Below are 21703 nucleotides of genomic sequence, written 5' to 3' on the forward strand. Positions count from 1 at the left end.
AAGTTCAAAATTCAAAGTTGTTTTAGGATGAATTTTTAATTTTCGTTATAACTTTTCACTTTTCACTCTTCACTCTTCACTCTTCACTCTTTTCCAGCAATCATTTCATTTAAACTTCCATTTCAGTTTTAACTTCAATTTCATATCTTTGCGGCTCATTAAACATAAATACAATGCAAGACGGATTATACGCAAAATTTCATACGAGTAAAGGCGACATTTTAGTGGCTTTAGAATTTCAGAAAACACCAGGTACTGTTGGTAATTTCGTTGCTTTAGCGGAAGGGAATTTAGAAAATTCAGTTAAAAAGCAAGGCACACCATTTTATAATGGTTTAAAATTTCACCGTGTTATTCCAGATTTTATGGTACAAGGTGGTTGTCCACAAGGTACTGGTACTGGAAATCCAGGTTATAAATTTGACGATGAGTTTCATCCAGATTTAAAACATGATGCTCCGGGGATTTTATCAATGGCCAATTCGGGACCTGGAACCAATGGTAGTCAGTTTTTTATTACGCATGTGGAGACGCCTTGGTTAGACGGAAATCATACGGTTTTTGGAAAAGTTCAAGAAGGTCAAGACGTTGTTGATGCTATTGCGCAAGGTGATACATTAGATACATTAGAAATTATTCGTGTTGGTGCTGATGCCGAAAACTTTAAAGCGGTTGAAGCTTTTAGAACCTTTGAAGGGTCTCGTGAAAAACGATTAGCGGAAGAAAAAGCAGCCAGTGAAGCCGTTTTAGATAAATTAGCAGCTGGTTTTGATAAAACAGATAGTGGTTTGCGCTATAAAATACTTCAAAAAGGAAACGGGGCTCAAGCTCAAAAAGGGCAAACGGTTTCTGTACATTATAAAGGACAATTGGAAGACGGGACTGTTTTTGATTCTTCTTACAAACGTAAAGATCCTTTAGAATTCCAAGTTGGCGTTGGCCAAGTGATTGCTGGTTGGGATGAAGGTATTTGCTTATTACAAGTTGGCGATAAAGCCCGTTTGGTTATACCAAGTCATTTAGGTTATGGTGCTCGTGGTGCTGGTGGTGCTATTCCGCCTGATGCGACCTTGATTTTTGATGTGGAATTAATGGGGACTAAATAATTTAAGATTCAAGATTCAAGATTCGAGATTCAAGATTCAAGATTCAAGATTTAAGATTTAAAAAAAGCTACCAAATTGGTAGCTTTTTTTATTGAAATTATTTTGTAAAACTACAGTCTGTTTATTTCTTCAGCCATTTAATATTACAGCCCATACTTGGTTTTTGGGTTTGGGTGTTTTCTGTATTCTCGATAATACAATTTATAGCGTGTCGGAGATCAGAACCTGTAACGGGGATGTCGTTTCCAGGTCTGGAATCGTCCAATTGTCCACGATAGACTAGCTTCAAATCTTTATCAAACACAAAGAAATCTGGCGTGCAAGCTGCTTGGTACGCTTTCGCTACTTCTTGGGTCTGATCATATAAATACGGGAATATATAGCCTTCGTTAATGGCATGGTCTTTCATTTTATCGGGCGCATCTTGTGGGTAATTCTCCACATCATTGCTAGAAATGGCAATTAAATTTACGCCTCTACTTTTATAAGCCTTGGCTATTTTAACAAGTTCTGCATTTATATGCATTACATACGGACAGTGGTTGCAAATAAATAAAACCACGGTAGCTTGCAGACCCTTAGCAGATTGTAAGGTTATTTTCTCATCAGAAACGACATCTTTTAAGCTAAAAGAAGATGCCTGTGTTCCTAAAGGAATCATATTAGAAGGGGTTTGAGCCATGGTAATTTGTTGTTTTTTTGTGTGCTATAAATTTAGTCAATATTTGGCTTACGCCCAATTTACACCTCCTTAAATTATTGGTTTTTGATTTGCTATTTTGAAATTTTACTATCATATTACACCCCATTTCACCAACCACCCTAAGTAGCCATTGCATGCAGGAACTTGACAGCGCTCAAATTCATTTTGATACTGATAATTTATGGATTTTAAATTTGGCATTAGCCATTGTCATGTTTGGCGTGGCCTTGGGTATTTCCATATCGGATTTTAAGTTTCTTATAAAAGCACCCAAGGCGGTGTTTGTTGGTTTGCTATCGCAATTTGTGCTCTTACCATTGTTAACTTTTGGATTTATATATTTTGTGAATCCGCAGCCAAGTATAGCTTTGGGGATGATGATGGTTGCCGCTTGTCCTGGCGGAAATATCTCTAACTTTATGACCCATATGGCCGGCGGAAATACGGCGCTTTCTATTAGTTTAACGGCTATTTCCACATTTCTAGCCATAATAATGACACCCTTTAACTTTGAGTTTTATGGCTATATGTATGAGCCTACAGCCAAATTGCTTCAAGATATTTCTTTGAATCCTTTCGATATGGTTAAAATTGTACTCCTAATTTTAGGTGTACCTTTAATTTGTGGTATGTTGGTGCGTTACAAATTCCCTGAATTATCAATCCGTTTATCCCGTTGGTTAAAACCTTTTTCATTAGCTGTTTTTATTGGAATTGTAGTAGCGGCCATAGCTAATAATATGGATGTATTTTCGCAATATATTCATTTTGTATTTGCTTTAGGCATGATTCATAACCTATTGGCTTTTGTTATGGGATTCTTGGTGGCACGTGTTTTTAAATTATCTTTTCAAAATCAGAAAACCTTAACGATAGAAACGGGGATTCAAAACTCGGGAATTGGCTTATTATTAATATTTACGTTCTTTGACGGTCTGGGCGGCATGGCTATTATGGCTGCTTTTTGGGGTGTTTGGCATATTGTTTCAGGTTTGTTTGTGGCTTACTTTTGGTCCACAAAGCATGATGAAAATACCGAAAGCTATTGAGAAAAATCTGGCTCATAAGCGTTCGCTCCTATATTAAATTGGCACTGTTTTTTTACTACAGACGCATTGTTGTAAAAAATATAGAACACGTCCCTAAAAAACAACCGGTTTTATTTGTTTCCAATCACAATAACGCGCTTATTGATGCCTTATTAATTGTTACACAATCTGGACGCTTGTCGTATTTTCTAACACGAGCTAGTGTTTTTAAAAAGCCCTTTGTAAACTGGTTATTGCGCAGTTTAAATATGTTACCGGTTTACCGGGTTCGTGATGGTTGGAGTAGTATTTCCAATAATAACGCTATTTTTGAAAGCTGCAGTTTATGCCTATCTCAAAATGAAGCGGTGGCTCTTTTTCCAGAAGGAAATCATCATATGAATAGAACGGTTAGACCTTTAAGCAAAGGTTTTACACGTATTGTTTTTGAAACTTTAGAACATTATCCTACATGCGATTTAAAAATAATACCCATTGGTCTAAATTTTGAACAATTGGATGCTTTTGCTGATAGTGTATTGCTTTATTTCGGAACGCCTATTTCCGCAAATACCTATTTGCAACATGATGTATTAGTTGAAACCAAGCGGTTGAAAAAAGATGTTTGGAAAGCTATTACCAAATTAACGACACATATTCCAGCTGCAGATTATGACGAAACTATGCAAAAGTTAAAATCTATGGATGCTAATTTTCTAAATCCTGATGCTGTTCATGCGTGTGTGGAATCTGATTTTACTAACTGTGGATTTTCTAAAAAGGAGCAACCAACATCTTTAAAGGCTTTCTTTAAATTTTTAATGATTGTTTTATTGATAGGGCCTTATGCTATATGGAAATTCGTAGCCGAACCTAAAATTAAGGAAGTTGAATTTGTAGCAACTTTTCGTTTTGGTATGGTGATTACCTTGGTGCCTATTTGGATGCTATTTGTGACGCTTGTTCTGATACTAACTTTAGGTCTGCCTGCTGGTTTGGCATATATTTTTGCCACATTCAGTATGGCCTTACTAGCCGTTAAGTTATAGCCATAAAAAAGCCACTTTCAAGAAAGTGGCTTTGTAAATTGTCTGTTTTTAGATTAAATATCGTCAAAATCAATATCGGTAAAACGTTCAGCTGATTTTGAGCTGTCTTCCATCATTTCAGATTCATCAGTATATTCTTTCTTAAAATCTTTTTGATGACGCTCACTGATAACTTCATCACCTTTTTCATTGATGATATAATCCGTCATTTCATTTAAAATAGTATTGAATTCTGTGAAGTCTTCTTTGTATAAATAAATTTTGTGTTTTTTGTAGTGGTAGGAGCCATCGTCATTTGTGAATTTCTTACTCTCGGTAATTGTCAAGTAGTAATCGCCTGCTTTTGTAGATCTCACATCAAAAAAATACGTGCGTCTACCAGCTCTTAATACTTTCGAGAAAATCTCTTCTTTCTCCAACATTCCATTATTATCCATAGTCATATATATAAAATAAAAACACACATTATTAGTTCTTCAAAAATCTAAAAAAAAGCGGTAGCAAGCAACAAATTATGAATTTTCTTTTAGTTTCCTATGCAATTCACTTTTAAAACCCTTAAAACTATAAGCTTCCCAATTATGGATTGGCATTCTCACTAAGTTGTTTTAAGTACAAATTTTTATAGTAACCTTCTTTGCTAATCAGTACATCATGGCTTCCTGCTTGAGCAATATGGCCAGCATCTAGAATTATTATTTTATCCGCATTCTTGGCGGCTGAAATTCTATGGCTCACAATTATGGTTGTTTTGCCAGTTGTTAGTTTTTTAAGATTATTCAGAATTTTCTCTTCCGTTTCGGTATCTACTGCCGATAAGCAATCGTCAAACAACAAAATCTGTGGGTCTTTTATTATGGCTCGCGCAATAGAAACACGCTGCTTTTGTCCGCCTGAAAGCGTAATACCACGTTCGCCTAAAATGGTTTCATAACCTTTATTAAAACCGATAATATTTTTATGTACTTGGGCATATTTTGCCGCTTGAATAACCTGTTCATCCGTAGCGTCTTCTCTACCAAATTTAATGTTATTATTAATGGTATCTGAAAACAAAAAGGCTTCTTGAGGCACGTAACCAATAGCGTCACGCAAATCAGACAGATTAACTTCATCTATAGGTACACCATCAATTAAAAGTTCGCCACTTTCAATATCATAAAGTCGCCCTATTAAATCGAGAATAGTGGATTTTCCAGAGCCTGTTTTTCCAATCACCGCTAATGTTTCACCACCTTTAACGGTAAAAGATACGCCTTTTAAGGCTTGAATATTGGTGTCGTCATAGGTAAAAAACACGTTTTTGAAAACGATATCGCCTTTAATAACTGAAGCATTCAACGCTTTATTTTGAATTTCTGGATTAATTTCAAGAAATTCATTAATACGGTTTTGAGAAGCTTCCGCTGTTTGAACAATAGATGTAACCCATCCAACTGTTGCAACAGGCCATGTTAGCATGTTTACATATATGATGAATTTGGTGATGACACCCAAAGTAATTTCACCCGACATATATTGCAAACCACCCACATAAATAACGATTAGGTTACTTAAACCGATTAATAAAATCATCATCGGGAAGAAAAAAGCATTGATTCGCACTAAATCCAATTGTTTCTCACGACTCTCCGTTGCTAATTCATCAAAACTTTTGGAGGCGTTGTGTTCCATGCCATAGGATTTAATGATGGCAATTCCGCTAAACGTTTCTTGGGTAAAAGAGGATAATTTCGATAAATATTGCTGAACAATCGTGCTGCGCTTGTGTATGGTTTTACTTAATTTATAAATAATAACTGACAAAATTGGCAGTGGAATAATGGTGTATAAGGTTAAAGATGGCGCTTGCCTGTACATAAATGCAATAGCAATAATAAAAAGCGTAGCCGTATTAATACTATACATGATAGCAGGTCCGGCATACATACGAACGCTATTTACATCTTCGCTAATTCGGTTCATTAAATCGCCTGTTCTATTTTTCTTATAGAAATTTAGAGATAGGCGCTGGTATTGTTGATATATTTCATTTTTTAAATCGAATTCAATATAACGCGACACATTAATAATAGTTTGGCGCATAAAAAATGTCAGAACCCCAGTAATTATTGCAGCACCTATAATATACAGGATATTAATAAGGAGTTCTTTTTTAACTATGGTAATATCGGTGATAATGCCTTTTCGGAATTCATCCACAACATCAATGGACGCGCCTATAAGTTCTGGAGTAAAGAGTAAGAATATTTTGGAAACAATGGTTATTAGTATTCCCGTAATAACTTTCCCTTTATATTTTAAGAAGTATTTATTTAGATGCTTTAATTCTTTCATTAAGCCGTTTGGGTTTGCATAAAGTTTTTAACAAATTCTTATTTTACTATTAATTATGTTGTTTAAACACTAATATTCCCTTAATTTTGTCAGTTGTTTTTACATATAGTATAAAACACAATTAACATTAAACTATAATTAATATGGTAACAGACGTAATTAACGCGAATGAATTACATAAAGTTGATCCTGTTTTTGGTCAACAATCATTCGATAATCACGAGCAAGTTGTTTTTTGCAACGACAAAGATACAGGTTTAAAAGCAATAATTGGAATTCATAATACCGTTTTAGGCCCAGCATTAGGTGGTACTAGAATGTGGAATTACGCTAACGAATGGGAAGCTGTTAATGATGTTTTACGTCTTTCAAGAGGTATGACTTATAAGTCTGCAATTACAGGTTTAAACCTTGGAGGTGGAAAAGCCGTTATTATTGGAGATGCTAAAACTCAAAAAACGCCTGAATTAATGCGTAAATTTGGTGAGTTTGTTCACTCTTTAAGTGGTAAATATATTACTGCTGAAGATGTGGGGATGACGACTGCCGATATGGATACGGTACGTGAGGTGACACCTTATGTTACAGGTATTTCTGAATCTTTAGGAGGCTCTGGGAATCCATCGCCAATTACCGCTTATGGGGTGTTCATGGGGATGAAAGCTGCTGCTAAGTTTAAATTTGGAAGCGATGTTTTAGAAGGTAAATCTGTATTCGTTCAAGGAATTGGGAATGTTGGTGAAGCTTTAGTAGAACATTTAGTAGATGAAGGTGCAAACGTTACCATTTCAGATATAAGTAAAGATCGTTTAGAGCAAGTACGCAGTAAATATGGGGTTTCTATTTATGATGGGAATGATATTTACTCCGAAACGATGGATATTTATGCGCCATGCGCTTTAGGTGCAACTATAAATGATGACACGGTTCAAAAAATAAAAGCACAGGTTATTGCCGGTGCTGCTAATAACCAATTAGCTGTAGAGCAGAAACATGGTAAAATTTTACAAGAGCGCGGTATCGTGTGGGCACCTGATTTTTTAATCAATGCTGGTGGAATTATCAACGTTTATGCTGAATTGGAAGGTTATGACCGTAAGGAAATTATGCGTAAAACAGAAAATATTTACAATACAACTTTGGAAATATTAAACAACGCTAAAGCCAATCATATTACTACACTTAATGCTGCCATGAATATAGCTCAAGGTAGAATTGATGCAAGAAAAATGGAGAATTCGAAGTAATTCTTTTAAATAAATATTATTTTTGCGGGGCGAAAGGTTTACTTTCGCCCCGTTAAATTCAAAGTTCTTTGTAAGTATGCTAAATAGAAGACATATTCGTATAAAAGTGATGCAAACCATTTACGCCTATACAGGTGGAGAAGGTGGCGATTTTAAAGCCGATCAGACCTTTTTATTACGCAGTATAGAAAACATGTACAACTTGTACTTATTGCAGTTGTCCCTACTAATAAAGTTGCAAGAACGGTCCGAGGATCACGTTCTTAAAACCCAGGGCAAACAATTAGCAACTACAGACGATAAAAATCCCAACAAAAAGTTTAGTAACAACGAAGTATTATTGTCCTTAAAAAACAATATCCGCCTAACGGATGCTTTTGAAGATTATAAAATTACCAATTGGGAGCTGGATAGTGAGTACGTAGATGTTATTTTTAAAAGTATGTTAGCATCGGATTTGTATGCTAATTATATGGAAACGCGTGAGTCTAGCTTTGCGGATGATAGAAACTTTATTGTGGATTTGTTTAAGGACATTATTGCACCCAACGATAAGCTTTACGATTATTTAGAAGACCAAAGCTTAACGTGGACTGATGATTTACCAGTTGTTAATACCACGCTTCTGAAATTATTGCGCAAAGTGAAACCGAGTTCGGTGGATGCTTTTTTTCTTCCTAAATTATTTAAAGATGAAGATGACAGGAGTTATGCCTTGGATTTATTCAAAAAAACTATTTTAAAACAAAATACGTTGAATGAAACCATCGCGTTAAAAACTAAAAACTGGGATGCGGATCGTATTGCTAATATTGATACGGTTTTACTTCAAATGGCCATTTGCGAACTAACCAATTTCCCTTCTATTCCGGTGAAAGTGACCATTAATGAATATCTAGAAATAGCTAAAGAATATTCCACACCAAAAAGTAGCGTTTTTATCAATGGTATTTTAGATAATTTGATAAAGGAGTATGAAGAAGCCGATAAATTAAATAAAATAGGGCGGGGGTTGATGTAGTAAGAAATAATTCTTACATTTACGACCCGAACAAAAAATTATTATTATTATGAAAAAAGTACTTTTAGGATTAAGCACATTTTGCTTAATCGCCTTTACATCATGTAAAGATGATGCAACTAACAAAATTGATGAAAATAACGTTGTTGAAGCGGCAGATAGAGACGCTCAAGCATCTAATTTTCCAGTAATCACATTTGAAGAAACAGAACATGATTTTGGTGAAATTGAAGCCAAATCTAAAGTTGAAACGATTTTCAAATACAAAAACACAGGTAATGCACCTTTAGTTATTACAGACATTAAGAGTTCATGTGGTTGTACAGTTCCTCAAGATTGGAGTAGAGATCCATTAGCACCAGGTGAAGGTGGACAGTTTACTGTTATTTTTGATGGTACAGGCGCTAATAAAGTAACTAAAACAATTACAGTAACTGCTAACACAGAAATGGGTAAAGAAACTGTAAAAATTTCAGCCTTTGTTAAGCCAGATCCAAATGCACCAGCTCGTGCTTCTGTACCAGCAGTAACAAATCAAGGTCAGATGCCAGCAGGAGCGGTTCAAACGCAAGAAGGACAAGCACCAAGAAAATACAGTACGCAACCAGGTCATGAAGGCCATAACCACGATTAATTAATCAGATGGAAAATTTAACGTCTTTTTTACCGTTTATTTTGATGTTTGTTGTCGTGTATTTTTTCATGATAGCACCACAAATGAAACGTGCAAAACAAGAAAAGAAATTCGCAGCCGAATTAAAACGTGGCGATCGCGTCATTACCAAAAGTGGTATGCATGGTAAAGTAGTAGACTTTAATGATAAGGATGCTAGCTGTGTAATTGAAACGCTTGCCGGTAAAATAAAATTTGATCGTTCCGCAATTTCTATGGAAATGAGTAAAAAACTCAACGAACCAGAAAAAGTGAAATAATCACAACCTATATTTCAAAATTAAAGCCACTCCATTGAGTGGCTTTTTTTATGGTATTAAAGTAATTTCAGGGATTCTAGAATCCGCTGCTAGAACTTCTTATTTATGTTTACTAGCCGTTAATTCGGCAATTTTGCAAATGACTTCAGTTGCTTTTATCATGCTTTCCACAGGAATATATTCATAACGTCCGTGGAAGTTATGGCCACCTGCAAAAATATTCGGACATGGCAAGCCCATATAACTTAATTGAGAACCATCTGTTCCACCACGAATGGCTTTAATAAGTGGTTTGATATCTAATTGAATCATGGCTTCTTCAGCAATATCAACAATATGCATAACCGGTTCCACTTTTTCTTTCATATTGAAATATTGATTATTTATTTCAATACTAATGACCTCACGACCATATTGTGAATTGATTTCATTTGCTAATTTCTGCATCACCTCTTTGCGCGCTTCAAAATGCTCTTTATCATGATCACGAATAATATATTCTAGCTTGGTTTCATCTACATCACCGGTTACGGTATGTAAATGGAAAAAGCCTTCATAGCCTTCCGTATGTTCTGGTGTTTCTAGTCGGGGTAACGAATTTATATACTCTGTAGCAATATAAATGGAATTCACCATTTTGCCTTTAGCATATCCCGGATGTACAATTTTTCCATGAACAGTAACCACAGCACCTGCTGCATTAAAGTTCTCGTATTCTAATTCACCAACTTGACTTCCGTCCATGGTGTAAGCCCATTCAGCGCCAAATTTTTCAACATCAAATTTATGGGCACCGCGACCAATTTCTTCATCCGGTGTAAAACCAACACGAATTTTTCCATGTTTAATTTCTGGGTGTTGGATCATATATTCCATGGCCGAAACAATTTCGGTAATACCGGCTTTATCATCCGCACCTAAAAGGGTGGTCCCATCGGTTGTAATTAGGGTTTGACCTTTATATAATAATAAATCGTCAAAATAGTCTGGCGATAGAATAATATCTTTTTCAGCATTTAAAACAATGTCTTTTCCGTCATAATTCTCATGAATTTGAGGTTTCACATTAGCGCCTGTAAAATCTGGCGACGTATCAAAATGGGATACAAAACCAATCACAGGAACTTCATGGTCCACATTGCTTGGTAAAGTAGCCATAATGTAAGCGTTTTCGTCAATAGAAACGTCTTCCATGCCTATGGCTTTCAGCTCTTCTACTAAAGCATTTGCTAAATCCCATTGTTTGGCTGTACTTGGCGTGGTATCCGAATTTGGATCCGATTCGGTGTCAACCGTTACATAACTCACAAAACGTTTGATAATGTGTTCTTTTGAAATCATTTTTTAATTAATTTGATGGTTTAACAAATCTCAAGGCAAATTTAGCAATAAAAGAAATTTTTAGCATTTGAATTGCTTACATTTTTATTTAGAATTACTTTTGCGCAAACATTGACAAATGTACAAATTACTACTCCGACCCTTATTTTTTCTTTTCGATCCCGAGAAAATTCATCATTTTACATTCGCATTGATAAAAACAACTTCTAAAATCCCGGGCATGTCCGCTATTTTTAGAAGTCTTTATGTTGTTGAAGATGTTAAATTAGAACGTCAACTTTTTGGCTTAACCTTTAAAAATCCTGTGGGATTAGCTGCTGGTTTTGATAAAAATGCCGTTTTATATAATGAGCTGGCCAATTTCGGTTTCGGTTTTATTGAAATAGGAACTGTAACACCTAAAGGCCAAGAAGGAAATCCGAAAAAGCGTTTATTTCGATTAAAAGATGATCAAGGTATTATTAACCGCATGGGCTTTAATAATGACGGTCTGGAAGCGGCTATTTCTCAATTGAAAAAAAACCAAGGCAACGTTATTATTGGAGGCAATATTGGCAAAAACACCCAAACGCTACCAGAAGATTATACTAAAGATTATCTGATCTGTTTTAAGGCGCTGCATCCCTATGTTGATTATTTTGTATTGAATGTAAGTTGTCCAAATGTAGGTAGTCATGCCAAATTGAATGATAAAGATTATTTATTAGAATTGATCCATACGGTTCAAGAAGCCAATAAAACCTTTGACAAGCAGAAACCTATTTTACTGAAAATAGCACCCGATTTAAATGACATGCAGTTAGATGAAATTATAGAACTGATAGCCGAAACGCATTTAGATGGCGTGATTGCGAGTAATACATCGGTGGATAGATCTAATTTAAAAGCATCTGCTGAACGTTTGGCCGAAATTGGGAATGGTGGTTTAAGTGGTCAGCCAATCAAGGATAAATCAACAGCAGTGATCACGTATTTATCTAGTAAAAGTAATAAAGCATTTCCTATTATAGGGGTTGGCGGTATACATTCGGCAGAAGATGCTTTAGAAAAAATAGCTGCAGGTGCTGATTTGGTTCAAATTTATACCGGCTTTATTTATGAAGGCCCCAACTTGGTGAAAGCCATAAATAAAGCACTTTTAAAACGCTAATTTTTTGAACATCGATATCCTCTTATCATTTATGTTGGCAACGGCAGCTTTGGCTATTTCGCCCGGACCGGACAATATTTATGTCTTGATGCAAAGTGTTACTCATGGCAGAAAATATGGTTTGGCCACGGTATTTGGACTCATATCTGGTTGTATTATTCATACAACCTTATTGGCTTTTGGTGTTTCTGCCATCATCAAAAATAGCGAAACCTTATTTTTTAGTATTAAAGTATTTGGTGCACTTTACTTATTATACTTGGCCTATCAAGTTTTTAGAAGCCCGAGTGATCTAACAATTTCAGGAAAATCTATTCCTAAAAAGACATTGGGTCAATTGTACAAACAAGGGTTTATCATGAATGTGTTAAACCCGAAAGTAAGTATCTTCTTTTTAGCATTTTTCCCGGGCTTCTTGTTTAGTGATACTATGAGTACTGTTTGGCAATTTTATGTGTTAGGTTTTATATTTATGGGCGTTTCTTTACTTATATTTTCTGCCATAGCTATTTTGGCGGGCTCCATTTCAACGTATATAAAATTGCACAAACAAATAGGTCTGTTTTTAAAGTGGCTTCAAATAATTGTTTTTATTGGCATTGCCATTTTAATTTTAGTGTAGTTTTCAATAAAAGGTTTTAGTAGAAACATTTCTTTAGTATCTTTGAACTCCATGAACAAACCCGTTAAAATAATTGAATGCCCACGAGATGCCATGCAAGGTATTAAGGCATTTATTCCTACCGAAAAGAAGGTCCAATATATCCAATCGCTTTTGCGTGTTGGTTTTGATACCATTGATTTTGGCAGTTTTGTGTCGCCAAAAGCTATTCCGCAAATGGTGGACACGGCCGAAGTTCTTGATTTATTAGATTTAAGTAAAACCACGAGTAAACTGCTGGCCATTATTGCAAATACCCGTGGTGCTGAAGATGCTGCCAAACATAAACCAATCCAATACTTGGGATATCCTTTTTCTATTTCGGAAAATTTCCAAATGCGCAATACCCACAAAACCATCGCACAATCGGTTGTTTCTTTGCATGAAATATTAGAAATAGCGGATAAATCAAACAAAGAAGTGGTGGTTTACATTTCTATGGGTTTTGGCAATCCATACGGCGATCCATGGAATGTGGATATAGTAGGAGAGTGGACGGAGCGTTTAAGTAATATGGGTGTTAAAATTTTATCTTTAAGTGATACAGTAGGAACTTCTGATCCTGAAAATATTGATTATCTATTCTCCAATTTAATTCCGAAATATCCGCAAATTGAGTTTGGTGCACACTTACATACCACGCCAACAACTTGGTTTGAAAAAGTAGATGCTGCTCATAGAGCTGGTTGTGTGCGTTTTGATGGCGCTATTCAAGGTTTTGGCGGTTGCCCTATGGCGAAGGATGATTTAACTGGGAATATGCCTACTGAAAAACTCTTATCCTATTTTACCACTAAAAAGAAATCGGAATTAAACGCTTTAAGTTTTGAAAGCGCCTACAACGAAGCCACCAAAATATTTAGCGTTTACCATTAATATTTTATTTATACTATTTAGTTGATATTTAGATTAATAGTTCCCAACCTTGAAGACTATTTAAAATTAATCTAAATAAAGCTTGCTGAAACCGATTTTGGTTTTTATTTTTGCAGGGAAATCAAACAACTATTTATATTAAGTCTAAATAAAAATGAATAAAATTTTTGTGGCTGCAACCCTAACTGCACTGTTTTTATCTTCATGCTCTAGTGATGATGATATGACAACGACACCAACTGATACCGGAGTCATAGCTCCAACCACTTACGTCTTTCAAAGAGGCGGCGAATCTACAGTGAGTTTTGGAGGTCAAACGACGCGTATTTTAATGGCTGGTGAATTTGTATCGGCTTTAAAAGATAATACGAATTCTCAATCTACCTTGGATGCCATGTTTACGCATATTGAAGGCAATGCCGATTTTTCTAATGCGGATTTAAACGCTTCAGGAAAAAATATCCGTAGTAAAGTAGCAGCTTCTAAAGATTACTTTTCTGCTAATATTACGGTTTCTAATGAAATAAAAGCTGATTTTGATGCATGGATTGCAGAACAAGCAAATGAGGTATTTCCCAATTGGGCCGGTACTGCAAGTGCAGGTGTAGCAGGTCAATTACAACAATTAAATGGCGGTTCTACACGCTATGTTACTGCGAAAGGACTAGAATTAAACCAAGCAGTTGCTAAAGGGTTTATTGGTGGTTTAATGACAGACCAGATGCTGAATAACTACTTAAGCACATCTGTTTTAGATGAAGGTGCAAACGCAGCAAACAATAACAATGGTGTTTTAGAAGAAGGTGAAATTTACACGTCTATGGAACATAAATGGGATGAAGCTTATGGTTATTTATATGGTGCCGAATTAGATCCAAGTTTTCCAGTTTTAGGTGCTGATAGCTTTTTAAATACCTATTTAAACCAGGTAGATTCTAATAGCAATTTTTCAGGTACAGCTAATGCTGTTTTTGAAGCCTTTAAATTAGGTCGTGCGGCTATTGTTGCTAAAAATTATACGGTTCGTGATGCACAAGCACAAATAATTAGAGAGCATATTTCTAAAGTTTCTGCTGTCCGTGCTGTCCATTATTTACAAGGTGGAAAAACTAAAATTGCTGAAGGTGATATGGCCGCAGCATTCCACCAACTATCTGAAGGATTTGGTTTTATTTACAGTTTGCAGTTTACAAGAAAACCGAATACGGATTCACCTTACTTTTCTCATGATGAGGTACAAGCTTATGTAGCTGAATTAATGGCAGGTAATGGCTTTTGGGATGTTTCTGATGCTACATTAGATACTATTTCTGAAGAAATTGCTACGCGTTTTAATTTTAGCGTAGCGCAAGCTGCAAACTAACAAGCGTATTTTTAATTCCTTAAATTTAAAAAGATGTTCAAAAAAATAACTTCGGTTTTCATCCTTGTTCTTTCTATAGTAGCCTGTAGTTCATCGGATGATGCTACTTCTGGTTCAGGAAGTTCAGCAGATGGCTTTAATAGACAGTCCATGCTTATAAATTGGGCCGATACTATTATTATTCCCGTTTATCAAGATTTAAATTCACAATTAGCCGGTCTAGTAACAGCTAAAAATACCTTTAATGCGGAACCTAATCAAGTAAATTTAGACGCTTTTCGCGCTTCTTGGTTAAACGCGTATAAAGTTTGGCAATATGCTGAAATGTTTGATATTGGACAAGCAGAAACCATTAATTACTACTCGCAGATGAATATTTATCCGGCATCTGTGATTGAAATTGAAAATAATATTGCTTCTGGTACTTATGATTTGTCGCATCCAAATAATCAAGATGCTGTTGGTTTCCCGGCTTTAGACTATATGTTATATGGTGTTGGCGCCAGTAGTGATATGGATATTTTAGCAATCTACACTACCAATGCCAATGCTGATAAATATAGAAATCACGTATCAGATTTAGTGGAGCAAATGAAAACATTAACTCAATCTGTTTTAACTAATTGGACAAGCGTTTATAGAGATCAATTTGTAGGTAGTACCGCAAATACAGCTACGAGTTCTACTAATAAATTGACCAATGATTTTATTTTCTATTACGAAAAAGGCTTACGCGCCAATAAAATTGGAATTCCAGCAGGTGTGTTTTCAACTAATCCATTACCAACAAAAACGGAAGCGTTTTATAGAGGTGATGTTTCCAAAGAATTAGCATTAACAGCCTTGGATGCCGTTCAAGATTTCTTCAACGGAAAAGCTTACAAAAGCAACGCCACAGGTGCTAGTTTTAAGCAATACCTTCAATATTTAAATACGGTTAAAAATGGTGAAGATTTAGATGTTATTATTAATAATCAAATCAATGTAGCACGAACTAATATTCAAGGGTTAAACGCCAATTTTACAGAGCAAATTACGAGTAATAATGCGCAAATGACAGATGCCTATAACGAATTGCAAAAAGTGGTTGTATTGATTAAATTGGATATGGTGCAATCCATGAATATCCGTGTTGATTATGTAGATGCTGATGGCGATTAATTAATAGAAAGTATATTTTTAAAGATTCTTTAGCATTAATCATAGCTAAAGAATCTTTTTTTTATAATGAATACCAAAATACAAACATATTTAGCCAAACAAACTAGTGCCGTGCCATTAGTGGTATTCAGGATGCTTTTCGGCATTATGATGCTGTTTAGTATTGTTCGTTTTTGGGCAAACGGTTGGATAGAAAAATTATATTTAGAACCAACTTTTCATTTTTCATTTTATGGTTTTGAATGGGTGAAACCTTTAGGGAATTACACCTATTTATTATTCGCTATTTGTGGTTTGGCTGCCTTATCTGTTGCTTTAGGTTTTAAGTACCGACTGGCCATTATTACGTTTTTCCTGACTTTTACCTATATAGAATTCATGGATAAAACCACGTATTTAAATCATTATTACTTTATTAGTATTTTAAGTTTTTTAATGATTTTTTTACCAGCCCATGTAAGTTTTTCTGTAGATAGCTATTTGAAAAAAGTAAGCTATTCCAAAGTACCAAATTGGACTATTGATAGCATTAAATTGCTGCTTGGTTTGGTTTATTTTTATGCGGGATTAGCTAAAATTAATAGCGATTGGTTGTTTAAAGCCATGCCTTTAAAAATATGGTTACCTTCCAAATACGATTTGCCGTTTATAGGTGAAAACCTCATGCAGCAAGAATGGTTTCATTACGCCATGAGTTGGAGTGGAATGTTTTATGATTTAGCGATTCCCTTTTTATTACTCTATAAAAGAACCCGCTTATTCGCGTTTATTATCGTGATTTTCTTTCATGTATTTACGCGTATCTTGTTTCCTATTGGCATGTTTCCTTTTATCATGATTATTTCCACCTTAATCTTTTTTGATGCTAATTTTCATCAGAAAATAATTAATTTTGTAGCTGGTATTTGGAAAGTTTTAAGACAGGAAATGTCGCTGGCAATTCAAGCGCCTATCAAAGTTGTAGATCGGTATCAAGTTCAAAATAAACGCGTGCTGATGCCTGTGTTGTTCATGTTTTTTATGATTCAAATGCTTTTGCCATTTCGTTATTTCGCCTATCCAGGTGAATTGTTTTGGACAGAAGAAGGCTATCGATTTTCATGGCGTGTTATGCTTATGGAAAAGATGGGATACACTACGTTTACCATTAAGAATAAAGAAACCGGCGCTATGTTTGTTGTTGACAATTCTGATTTTCTAACGGATTTTCAAGAGAAACAAATGAGTTTTCAACCTGATTTTATTTTAGAATATGCGCACTTTTTGGGTGACCATTTTGCGGCTCAAGGTCATGAATATATTCAAGTATTTGCCGAAAGTTATGTAGCGCTTAACGGGCGATTGAGTCAGCCTTATATTGACTTCACAGTAGATTTATATAAAGAACACGAATCATTTCAACATAAAACATGGGTTTTACCATTCAATGATGTTATTAAAGGACTTTAAACTAGTAGTAATTTTAGTGTTATTTTCAAGTATAACGGCTTGGGCACAGCAATCAATTTCGGGAATAGTTACCCATTCAGAAACAAATTTACCTATTGAAAATGTAGAGGTTTTTGATAAGGATTCGGGGATGCAAGCTAAAACGGATGCTACTGGTTTTTATCAGTTTGAAACATCTAAAACAAAAATTTCTTTAGTCTTTTTCTCATATGAATTTGATGTTTATGAAATTTCCGCAGATTTAAATGCCGTTAATAAAATCGATGCCCAATTAACTCCTTTATCCGTTGCACTTTCTGAAGTGGAACTTTTTGCTAGAAAAACGCAAGTTTTTGAACTTTCACGCTTAAAAGATGTAGAAGGAACCGCCATTTTTGCGGGCAAAAAAACAGAGGTCGTATTAGTGGATCAGTCTATGGCTAATTTGGCGTCCAACAATGCAAGACAAATTTATAGCCAAGTGGTAGGTCTTAATATTTATCAGAACGATGATGCAGGTTTACAGCTTAATATTGGCGGTCGTGGATTAGACCCTAACCGAACATCTAATTTCAATACACGTCAAAATGGCTATGATATTAGCGCCGATGTTTTGGGATATCCTGAAAGTTATTATACACCTGCAGCCGAAGGATTAGGAGAAATTCAAATAGTTAGAGGTGCAGCATCTTTACAATTTGGGACGCAATTTGGTGGTTTGGTGAATTTTAAAATGAAAAAACCCAATCCAGATAAAGCTTTGGAATTAATAACACGAAATACATTGGGAAGTTTCGGCTTATATACCAACTTTACAAGCTTAAGCGGCACCAAAAATAATTGGAGTTATTATGCCTATTTCAATTATAAAAAAGGTGATGGATTTAGGCCTAATTCTGAATTTGAGTCTAAAAACGCTTTTGCTCATTTAGGTTATAAAATTTCTGAAAACACTTCCATTTCAGGTGAAATTACCTACATGCGGTATTTAGCCCAACAAGCTGGTGGATTAACAGATACTATGTTTTATCAAGATCCGTATCAAAGTAACCGCGAACGAAATTGGTTTCAAATAGATTGGTTATTATATAACGTGAAATTTGAACATCAATTTTCTGAAACAAGCGATTTCAGCTTTAGTTTCTTCGGTTTACAAGCGTCACGTTCTGCTTTAGGTTTTAGAACCAATCGCGTGGATCAAATTGATTCTATGAATGAGCGCGATTTAATAAAAGGCGATTTTAAGAACTTCGGATTTGAAACACGTTATTTGAACAAATACACGGTTTTAAAGAAAGATGCTACGTTTTTAATTGGAGCCAAATATTATAATGCGCATAATGATCAGCAGCAAGGACCAGGAAGTGCTAATAAAAATCCAGATTTCAACTTTTATACAGATGATTATCCTAATTATGCCAACCAGTCCAATTATGATTTACCCAACTTGAATGTAGCCATTTTTGGTGAGAATATTTTTTACTTGACGGATAAATTTTCGGTAACGCCTGGTGCACGATTTGAGTATATTAAAACACAAAGTGACGGCTATTATAAAGAAGTGCGTACTGATGGTGCTGGTAATCCTATTTTTGATGAAACCGTTTACGAAGATGCAAGTTTTGATCGTTCATTTGTATTGCTTGGTATAGGTTTAAGTTATAAGGCCAATAGCAGTTTCGAAATGTATGGAAATATTTCTCAAAATTACCGTTCCGTAACCTTTTCAGATATCAGTATCATAAATCCTGCTTTTTCTATAGACCCGAACATTACGGATGAAGATGGCTTTACTAGCGATTTAGGAATTCGCGGAAATTTTAATGGATTAGTATCCTATGACGCCAATGTATTTGGATTATTTTACAATAACCGAATTGGTTTTGTGCCCGATGTACTCCCGGGTAACCGCATCATTAGCAAGCGAACCAATGTTGGTGATGCCGCTATGTATGGAATAGAATCTTTATTTGATGTGAATATTAAAAAAATAATAGGTTTAAGTTCCGATTTCAGTTTAAATTATTTTGTTAATTCCTCCTTTATTACGTCTGAATATACGGATTCAGATACAGTGGGAATAAAAGGTAATAAAGTGGAATTTGTGCCGGAAGTCAATATAAAAACCGGTTTAAAATTTGGTTATAAAAACCTTTTAGGAAGTGTTCAATACACCTATTTGTCTAGTCAATTTACAGATGCTTCAAACTCTGTCCAATCGGGAATTAGTGGTGTTATAGGTCAAATTACAAGTTATGATATTCTTGATTTTTCTTTGTCTTATAGTTATAAGCGTTTCAAACTCGAAGCCGGCGTCAATAATGCTTTAGATAATTCCTATTTCACTCGTCGTGCCACAGGATATCCAGGTCCAGGTATTATCCCATCAGCACCACGAAACTGGTATACCACTTTACAGATAAAAATATAATTAGGTTTCTACTTTATAGATTGCTTTGAATACTAATAATTCATTCTTATAGGATGAAACCGTTATAGCTTACTAATAGTATCATGGACTTCCAGTTATTTATAAAGAGACGGAAGCAAAGGATTTCAAAACTACGAGTAACGTGGCAATAAGAAACAGACTGTAAAGTTTCATATGATAAAAAAAATCTGATTTAGAGGAAATATTACGGATGAAAACACCCGTTATCAGTACACTTTAACCCAATTACCCTTTTATCTTGAATACAGTATCCATAATTTAACGGTAACTTAAAAGAATTTTCTTCATTTATATTGTATATTTGCACGCAATTATAACTGTAATTGCAACATGATAGCACACACCAACAAAATCATAGGAGAAGGATTAACGTATGACGACGTTTTACTCGTTCCAGCATTCTCTGAAGTTTTACCTCGCGAAGTTAGTATTCAATCCAAATTTTCAAGAAATATTACATTAAACGTTCCAATTGTATCGGCTGCAATGGATACCGTTACCGAAAGTAAAATGGCTATTGCCATGGCACAAGAAGGTGGTATTGGTGTTTTACACAAAAACATGAGTATTGAGGCGCAAGCCATGAAAGTGAGGCGTGTAAAACGTGCTGAAAGTGGTATGATTATAGACCCTGTTACCTTGCCTTTAACCGCTGTGGTAAGAGATGCTAAGCAAAATATGGCTGAACACAGTATTGGCGGAATTCCTATTATAGACGAAGGTGGTTATTTAAAAGGGATTGTTACCAATCGGGATTTACGTTTTGAAAAAGATGACGATCGTCCTATAATAGAAGTCATGACCACTAAAAATTTGGTGACAGCTGGTAAAGGCACTTCACTACAAGATGCGGAAGGCATTCTTCAAGAAAATAAAATTGAAAAATTACCCGTTGTTGATGAAGACAATAAATTAATCGGGCTTATAACATTCCGAGATATTACCAAATTAACGCTAAAACCAAACGCCAATAAAGATTCTTTTGGTCGTTTGCGTGTAGCAGCAGCAATTGGTGTAACTGGAGACGCATTAGCGCGCGCCGAAGCTTTAGTTGCTGCTGGTGTTGATGCTATTATTATAGATACGGCTCACGGCCATACCAAAGGCGTTGTAACTATTTTAAAAGAAGTAAAAAAGAAATTCCCGAGTCTGGACGTTATCGTTGGAAATATAGCCACGCCAGAAGCTGCTAAATATTTAGTAGAAGCTGGAGCAGATGCGGTTAAAGTAGGAATTGGTCCGGGTTCAATTTGCACGACGCGTGTAGTTGCCGGTGTTGGATTTCCACAATTTTCAGCTGTTTTAGAAGTCGCTGCAGCCATTAAAGGTTCTGGTGTTCCTGTTATTGCCGATGGTGGTATTCGTTATACTGGTGATATTCCTAAAGCGCTTGCTGCAGGTGCGGATTGTGTTATGCTAGGTTCGCTTTTAGCTGGTACTAAAGAATCGCCTGGAGAAACTATAATCTATGAAGGTCGAAAGTTTAAGGCCTATCGTGGTATGGGTTCTGTAGAAGCGATGAAACAAGGAAGTAAAGACCGTTATTTTCAAGATATTGAAGATGATATTAAGAAACTAGTTCCTGAAGGTATTGTAGGCCGCGTGCCGTATAAAGGTGAAGTACATGAAAGCATTCATCAATTTATTGGTGGTTTACGTGCTGGAATGGGTTATTGTGGTGCTAAAGATGTGGAAACATTACAGGAAACGGGACGTTTTGTAAAAATTACCGCTTCTGGAATTAATGAAAGTCATCCACATGACGTTACCATTACTCAAGAATCGCCTAATTACTCAAGATAAAAACTATAAAAAAAATCCCCGAAGTTGTGCTTCGGGGATTTTTC

At 35.4% G+C, this 21703-nt stretch carries 19 protein-coding genes; 15 read left to right on the forward strand and 4 right to left on the reverse strand.

Annotated features, from left to right (window positions below):
• Positions 1–173 precede the first annotated feature (173 nt).
• On the forward strand, positions 174–1106 hold the full coding sequence (locus ES674_RS10000; protein ID WP_148403899.1) for a peptidylprolyl isomerase: 933 nt from the start codon (positions 174–176) through the stop codon (positions 1104–1106).
• A gap of 121 nt (positions 1107–1227) precedes the next feature.
• Here ES674_RS10000 and ES674_RS10005 read toward each other — a convergent pair whose 3' ends face one another.
• Entirely contained in the window at positions 1228–1788 is a 561-nt protein-coding gene (locus ES674_RS10005; RefSeq protein ID WP_148403900.1) for a thioredoxin family protein, read from the reverse strand.
• Between the two features lie 155 nt (positions 1789–1943).
• On the opposite strand from ES674_RS10005, the gene ES674_RS10010 reads away from it, so the two are divergent.
• Both ES674_RS10010 and ES674_RS10015 read left to right on the forward strand, forming a co-directional pair.
• The gene (locus tag ES674_RS10010; RefSeq protein ID WP_148403901.1) at positions 1944–2858 is read left to right on the forward strand and encodes a bile acid:sodium symporter family protein; all 915 of its coding nucleotides are present in this window, start codon (positions 1944–1946) and stop codon (positions 2856–2858) included.
• Entirely contained in the window at positions 2855–3886 is a 1032-nt protein-coding gene (locus ES674_RS10015; RefSeq protein ID WP_246126017.1) for a lysophospholipid acyltransferase family protein, read from the forward strand. The genes ES674_RS10010 and ES674_RS10015 overlap by 4 nt, the downstream gene beginning before the upstream one ends.
• Positions 3887–3939: 53 nt before the next feature.
• On the opposite strand, the gene ES674_RS10020 is transcribed toward ES674_RS10015, so the two are convergent.
• Both ES674_RS10020 and ES674_RS10025 read right to left on the reverse strand, forming a co-directional pair.
• The gene (locus ES674_RS10020; protein WP_148403902.1) at positions 3940–4323 is read right to left on the reverse strand and encodes a PUR family DNA/RNA-binding protein; all 384 of its coding nucleotides are present in this window, start codon (positions 4321–4323) and stop codon (positions 3940–3942) included.
• A gap of 142 nt (positions 4324–4465) precedes the next feature.
• The gene (locus ES674_RS10025) at positions 4466–6223 is read right to left on the reverse strand and encodes an ABC transporter ATP-binding protein (protein ID WP_148403903.1); all 1758 of its coding nucleotides are present in this window, start codon (positions 6221–6223) and stop codon (positions 4466–4468) included.
• 143 nt (positions 6224–6366) lie between these two features.
• Between ES674_RS10025 and ES674_RS10030 the strand changes: the two genes are divergently transcribed.
• The 4 genes from ES674_RS10030 to yajC all read left to right on the forward strand — a co-directional run bounded on the left by ES674_RS10030 (position 6367) and on the right by yajC (position 9424).
• Complete coding sequence (locus ES674_RS10030) at positions 6367–7470, forward strand: Glu/Leu/Phe/Val family dehydrogenase (protein ID WP_148403904.1); 1104 nt, start codon at positions 6367–6369, stop codon at positions 7468–7470.
• Between the two features lie 76 nt (positions 7471–7546).
• Complete coding sequence (nusB, locus tag ES674_RS10035; RefSeq protein WP_148403905.1) at positions 7547–8491, forward strand: transcription antitermination factor NusB; 945 nt, start codon at positions 7547–7549, stop codon at positions 8489–8491.
• 49 nt (positions 8492–8540) lie between these two features.
• Positions 8541–9125 carry a DUF1573 domain-containing protein gene (locus ES674_RS10040; RefSeq protein ID WP_148403906.1) on the forward strand — a complete coding sequence of 195 codons (585 nt, stop codon included), beginning with the start codon at positions 8541–8543 and terminating at the stop codon, positions 9123–9125.
• Between the two features lie 8 nt (positions 9126–9133).
• Positions 9134–9424, forward strand: coding sequence for a preprotein translocase subunit YajC (yajC, locus tag ES674_RS10045; protein WP_148403907.1), 291 nt, complete (start codon positions 9134–9136; stop codon positions 9422–9424).
• Positions 9425–9523: 99 nt separating this feature from the next.
• Here yajC and pepT read toward each other — a convergent pair whose 3' ends face one another.
• The gene (gene pepT, locus ES674_RS10050; RefSeq protein WP_148403908.1) at positions 9524–10765 is read right to left on the reverse strand and encodes a peptidase T; all 1242 of its coding nucleotides are present in this window, start codon (positions 10763–10765) and stop codon (positions 9524–9526) included.
• Positions 10766–10883: 118 nt separating this feature from the next.
• Between pepT and ES674_RS10055 the strand changes: the two genes are divergently transcribed.
• The 8 genes from ES674_RS10055 to guaB all read left to right on the forward strand — a co-directional run bounded on the left by ES674_RS10055 (position 10884) and on the right by guaB (position 21659).
• A complete protein-coding gene (locus ES674_RS10055) occupies positions 10884–11915 on the forward strand; it encodes a quinone-dependent dihydroorotate dehydrogenase (protein ID WP_148403909.1) in 1032 nt (343 codons plus the stop codon).
• A gap of 4 nt (positions 11916–11919) precedes the next feature.
• Positions 11920–12537 carry a LysE family translocator gene (locus ES674_RS10060; protein WP_211359284.1) on the forward strand — a complete coding sequence of 206 codons (618 nt, stop codon included), beginning with the start codon at positions 11920–11922 and terminating at the stop codon, positions 12535–12537.
• Between the two features lie 51 nt (positions 12538–12588).
• The gene (locus tag ES674_RS10065) at positions 12589–13452 is read left to right on the forward strand and encodes a hydroxymethylglutaryl-CoA lyase (protein WP_148403910.1); all 864 of its coding nucleotides are present in this window, start codon (positions 12589–12591) and stop codon (positions 13450–13452) included.
• Between the two features lie 154 nt (positions 13453–13606).
• Positions 13607–14815 carry a DUF4856 domain-containing protein gene (locus ES674_RS10070; RefSeq protein ID WP_148403911.1) on the forward strand — a complete coding sequence of 403 codons (1209 nt, stop codon included), beginning with the start codon at positions 13607–13609 and terminating at the stop codon, positions 14813–14815.
• 33 nt (positions 14816–14848) lie between these two features.
• On the forward strand, positions 14849–15976 hold the full coding sequence (locus ES674_RS10075) for an imelysin family protein (RefSeq protein WP_148403912.1): 1128 nt from the start codon (positions 14849–14851) through the stop codon (positions 15974–15976).
• 66 nt (positions 15977–16042) lie between these two features.
• Entirely contained in the window at positions 16043–17425 is a 1383-nt protein-coding gene (locus ES674_RS10080) for an HTTM domain-containing protein (RefSeq protein ID WP_148403913.1), read from the forward strand.
• A gap of 16 nt (positions 17426–17441) precedes the next feature.
• Entirely contained in the window at positions 17442–19835 is a 2394-nt protein-coding gene (locus ES674_RS10085) for a TonB-dependent receptor domain-containing protein (RefSeq protein WP_456236618.1), read from the forward strand.
• Positions 19836–20186: 351 nt separating this feature from the next.
• On the forward strand, positions 20187–21659 hold the full coding sequence (gene guaB, locus ES674_RS10090; RefSeq protein ID WP_148403914.1) for an IMP dehydrogenase: 1473 nt from the start codon (positions 20187–20189) through the stop codon (positions 21657–21659).
• Positions 21660–21703 lie beyond the last annotated feature (44 nt).

Origin of the sequence: Bizionia myxarmorum, from assembly GCF_008086205.1 — a bacterium.
GTDB classification, from domain to species: Bacteria; Bacteroidota; Bacteroidia; order Flavobacteriales; family Flavobacteriaceae; genus Algorimicrobium; species Algorimicrobium myxarmorum.

What these genes read in the sequence shown, in the direction of transcription:
- ES674_RS10000 (WP_148403899.1), top strand. Translation starts at nt 174, where the DNA reads ATGCAAGACGGATTATACGCAAAATTTCATACGAGTAAAGGCGACATT.
- ES674_RS10005 (WP_148403900.1), bottom strand. Translation starts at nt 1,788, where the DNA reads ATGGCTCAAACCCCTTCTAATATGATTCCTTTAGGAACACAGGCATCT.
- ES674_RS10010 (WP_148403901.1), top strand. Translation starts at nt 1,944, where the DNA reads ATGCAGGAACTTGACAGCGCTCAAATTCATTTTGATACTGATAATTTA.
- ES674_RS10020 (WP_148403902.1), bottom strand. Translation starts at nt 4,323, where the DNA reads ATGGATAATAATGGAATGTTGGAGAAAGAAGAGATTTTCTCGAAAGTA.
- ES674_RS10025 (WP_148403903.1), bottom strand. Translation starts at nt 6,223, where the DNA reads ATGAAAGAATTAAAGCATCTAAATAAATACTTCTTAAAATATAAAGGG.
- ES674_RS10030 (WP_148403904.1), top strand. Translation starts at nt 6,367, where the DNA reads ATGGTAACAGACGTAATTAACGCGAATGAATTACATAAAGTTGATCCT.
- nusB (WP_148403905.1), top strand. Translation starts at nt 7,547, where the DNA reads ATGCTAAATAGAAGACATATTCGTATAAAAGTGATGCAAACCATTTAC.
- ES674_RS10040 (WP_148403906.1), top strand. Translation starts at nt 8,541, where the DNA reads ATGAAAAAAGTACTTTTAGGATTAAGCACATTTTGCTTAATCGCCTTT.
- yajC (WP_148403907.1), top strand. Translation starts at nt 9,134, where the DNA reads ATGGAAAATTTAACGTCTTTTTTACCGTTTATTTTGATGTTTGTTGTC.
- pepT (WP_148403908.1), bottom strand. Translation starts at nt 10,765, where the DNA reads ATGATTTCAAAAGAACACATTATCAAACGTTTTGTGAGTTATGTAACG.
- ES674_RS10055 (WP_148403909.1), top strand. Translation starts at nt 10,884, where the DNA reads ATGTACAAATTACTACTCCGACCCTTATTTTTTCTTTTCGATCCCGAG.
- ES674_RS10065 (WP_148403910.1), top strand. Translation starts at nt 12,589, where the DNA reads ATGAACAAACCCGTTAAAATAATTGAATGCCCACGAGATGCCATGCAA.
- ES674_RS10070 (WP_148403911.1), top strand. Translation starts at nt 13,607, where the DNA reads ATGAATAAAATTTTTGTGGCTGCAACCCTAACTGCACTGTTTTTATCT.
- ES674_RS10075 (WP_148403912.1), top strand. Translation starts at nt 14,849, where the DNA reads ATGTTCAAAAAAATAACTTCGGTTTTCATCCTTGTTCTTTCTATAGTA.
- ES674_RS10080 (WP_148403913.1), top strand. Translation starts at nt 16,043, where the DNA reads ATGAATACCAAAATACAAACATATTTAGCCAAACAAACTAGTGCCGTG.
- guaB (WP_148403914.1), top strand. Translation starts at nt 20,187, where the DNA reads ATGATAGCACACACCAACAAAATCATAGGAGAAGGATTAACGTATGAC.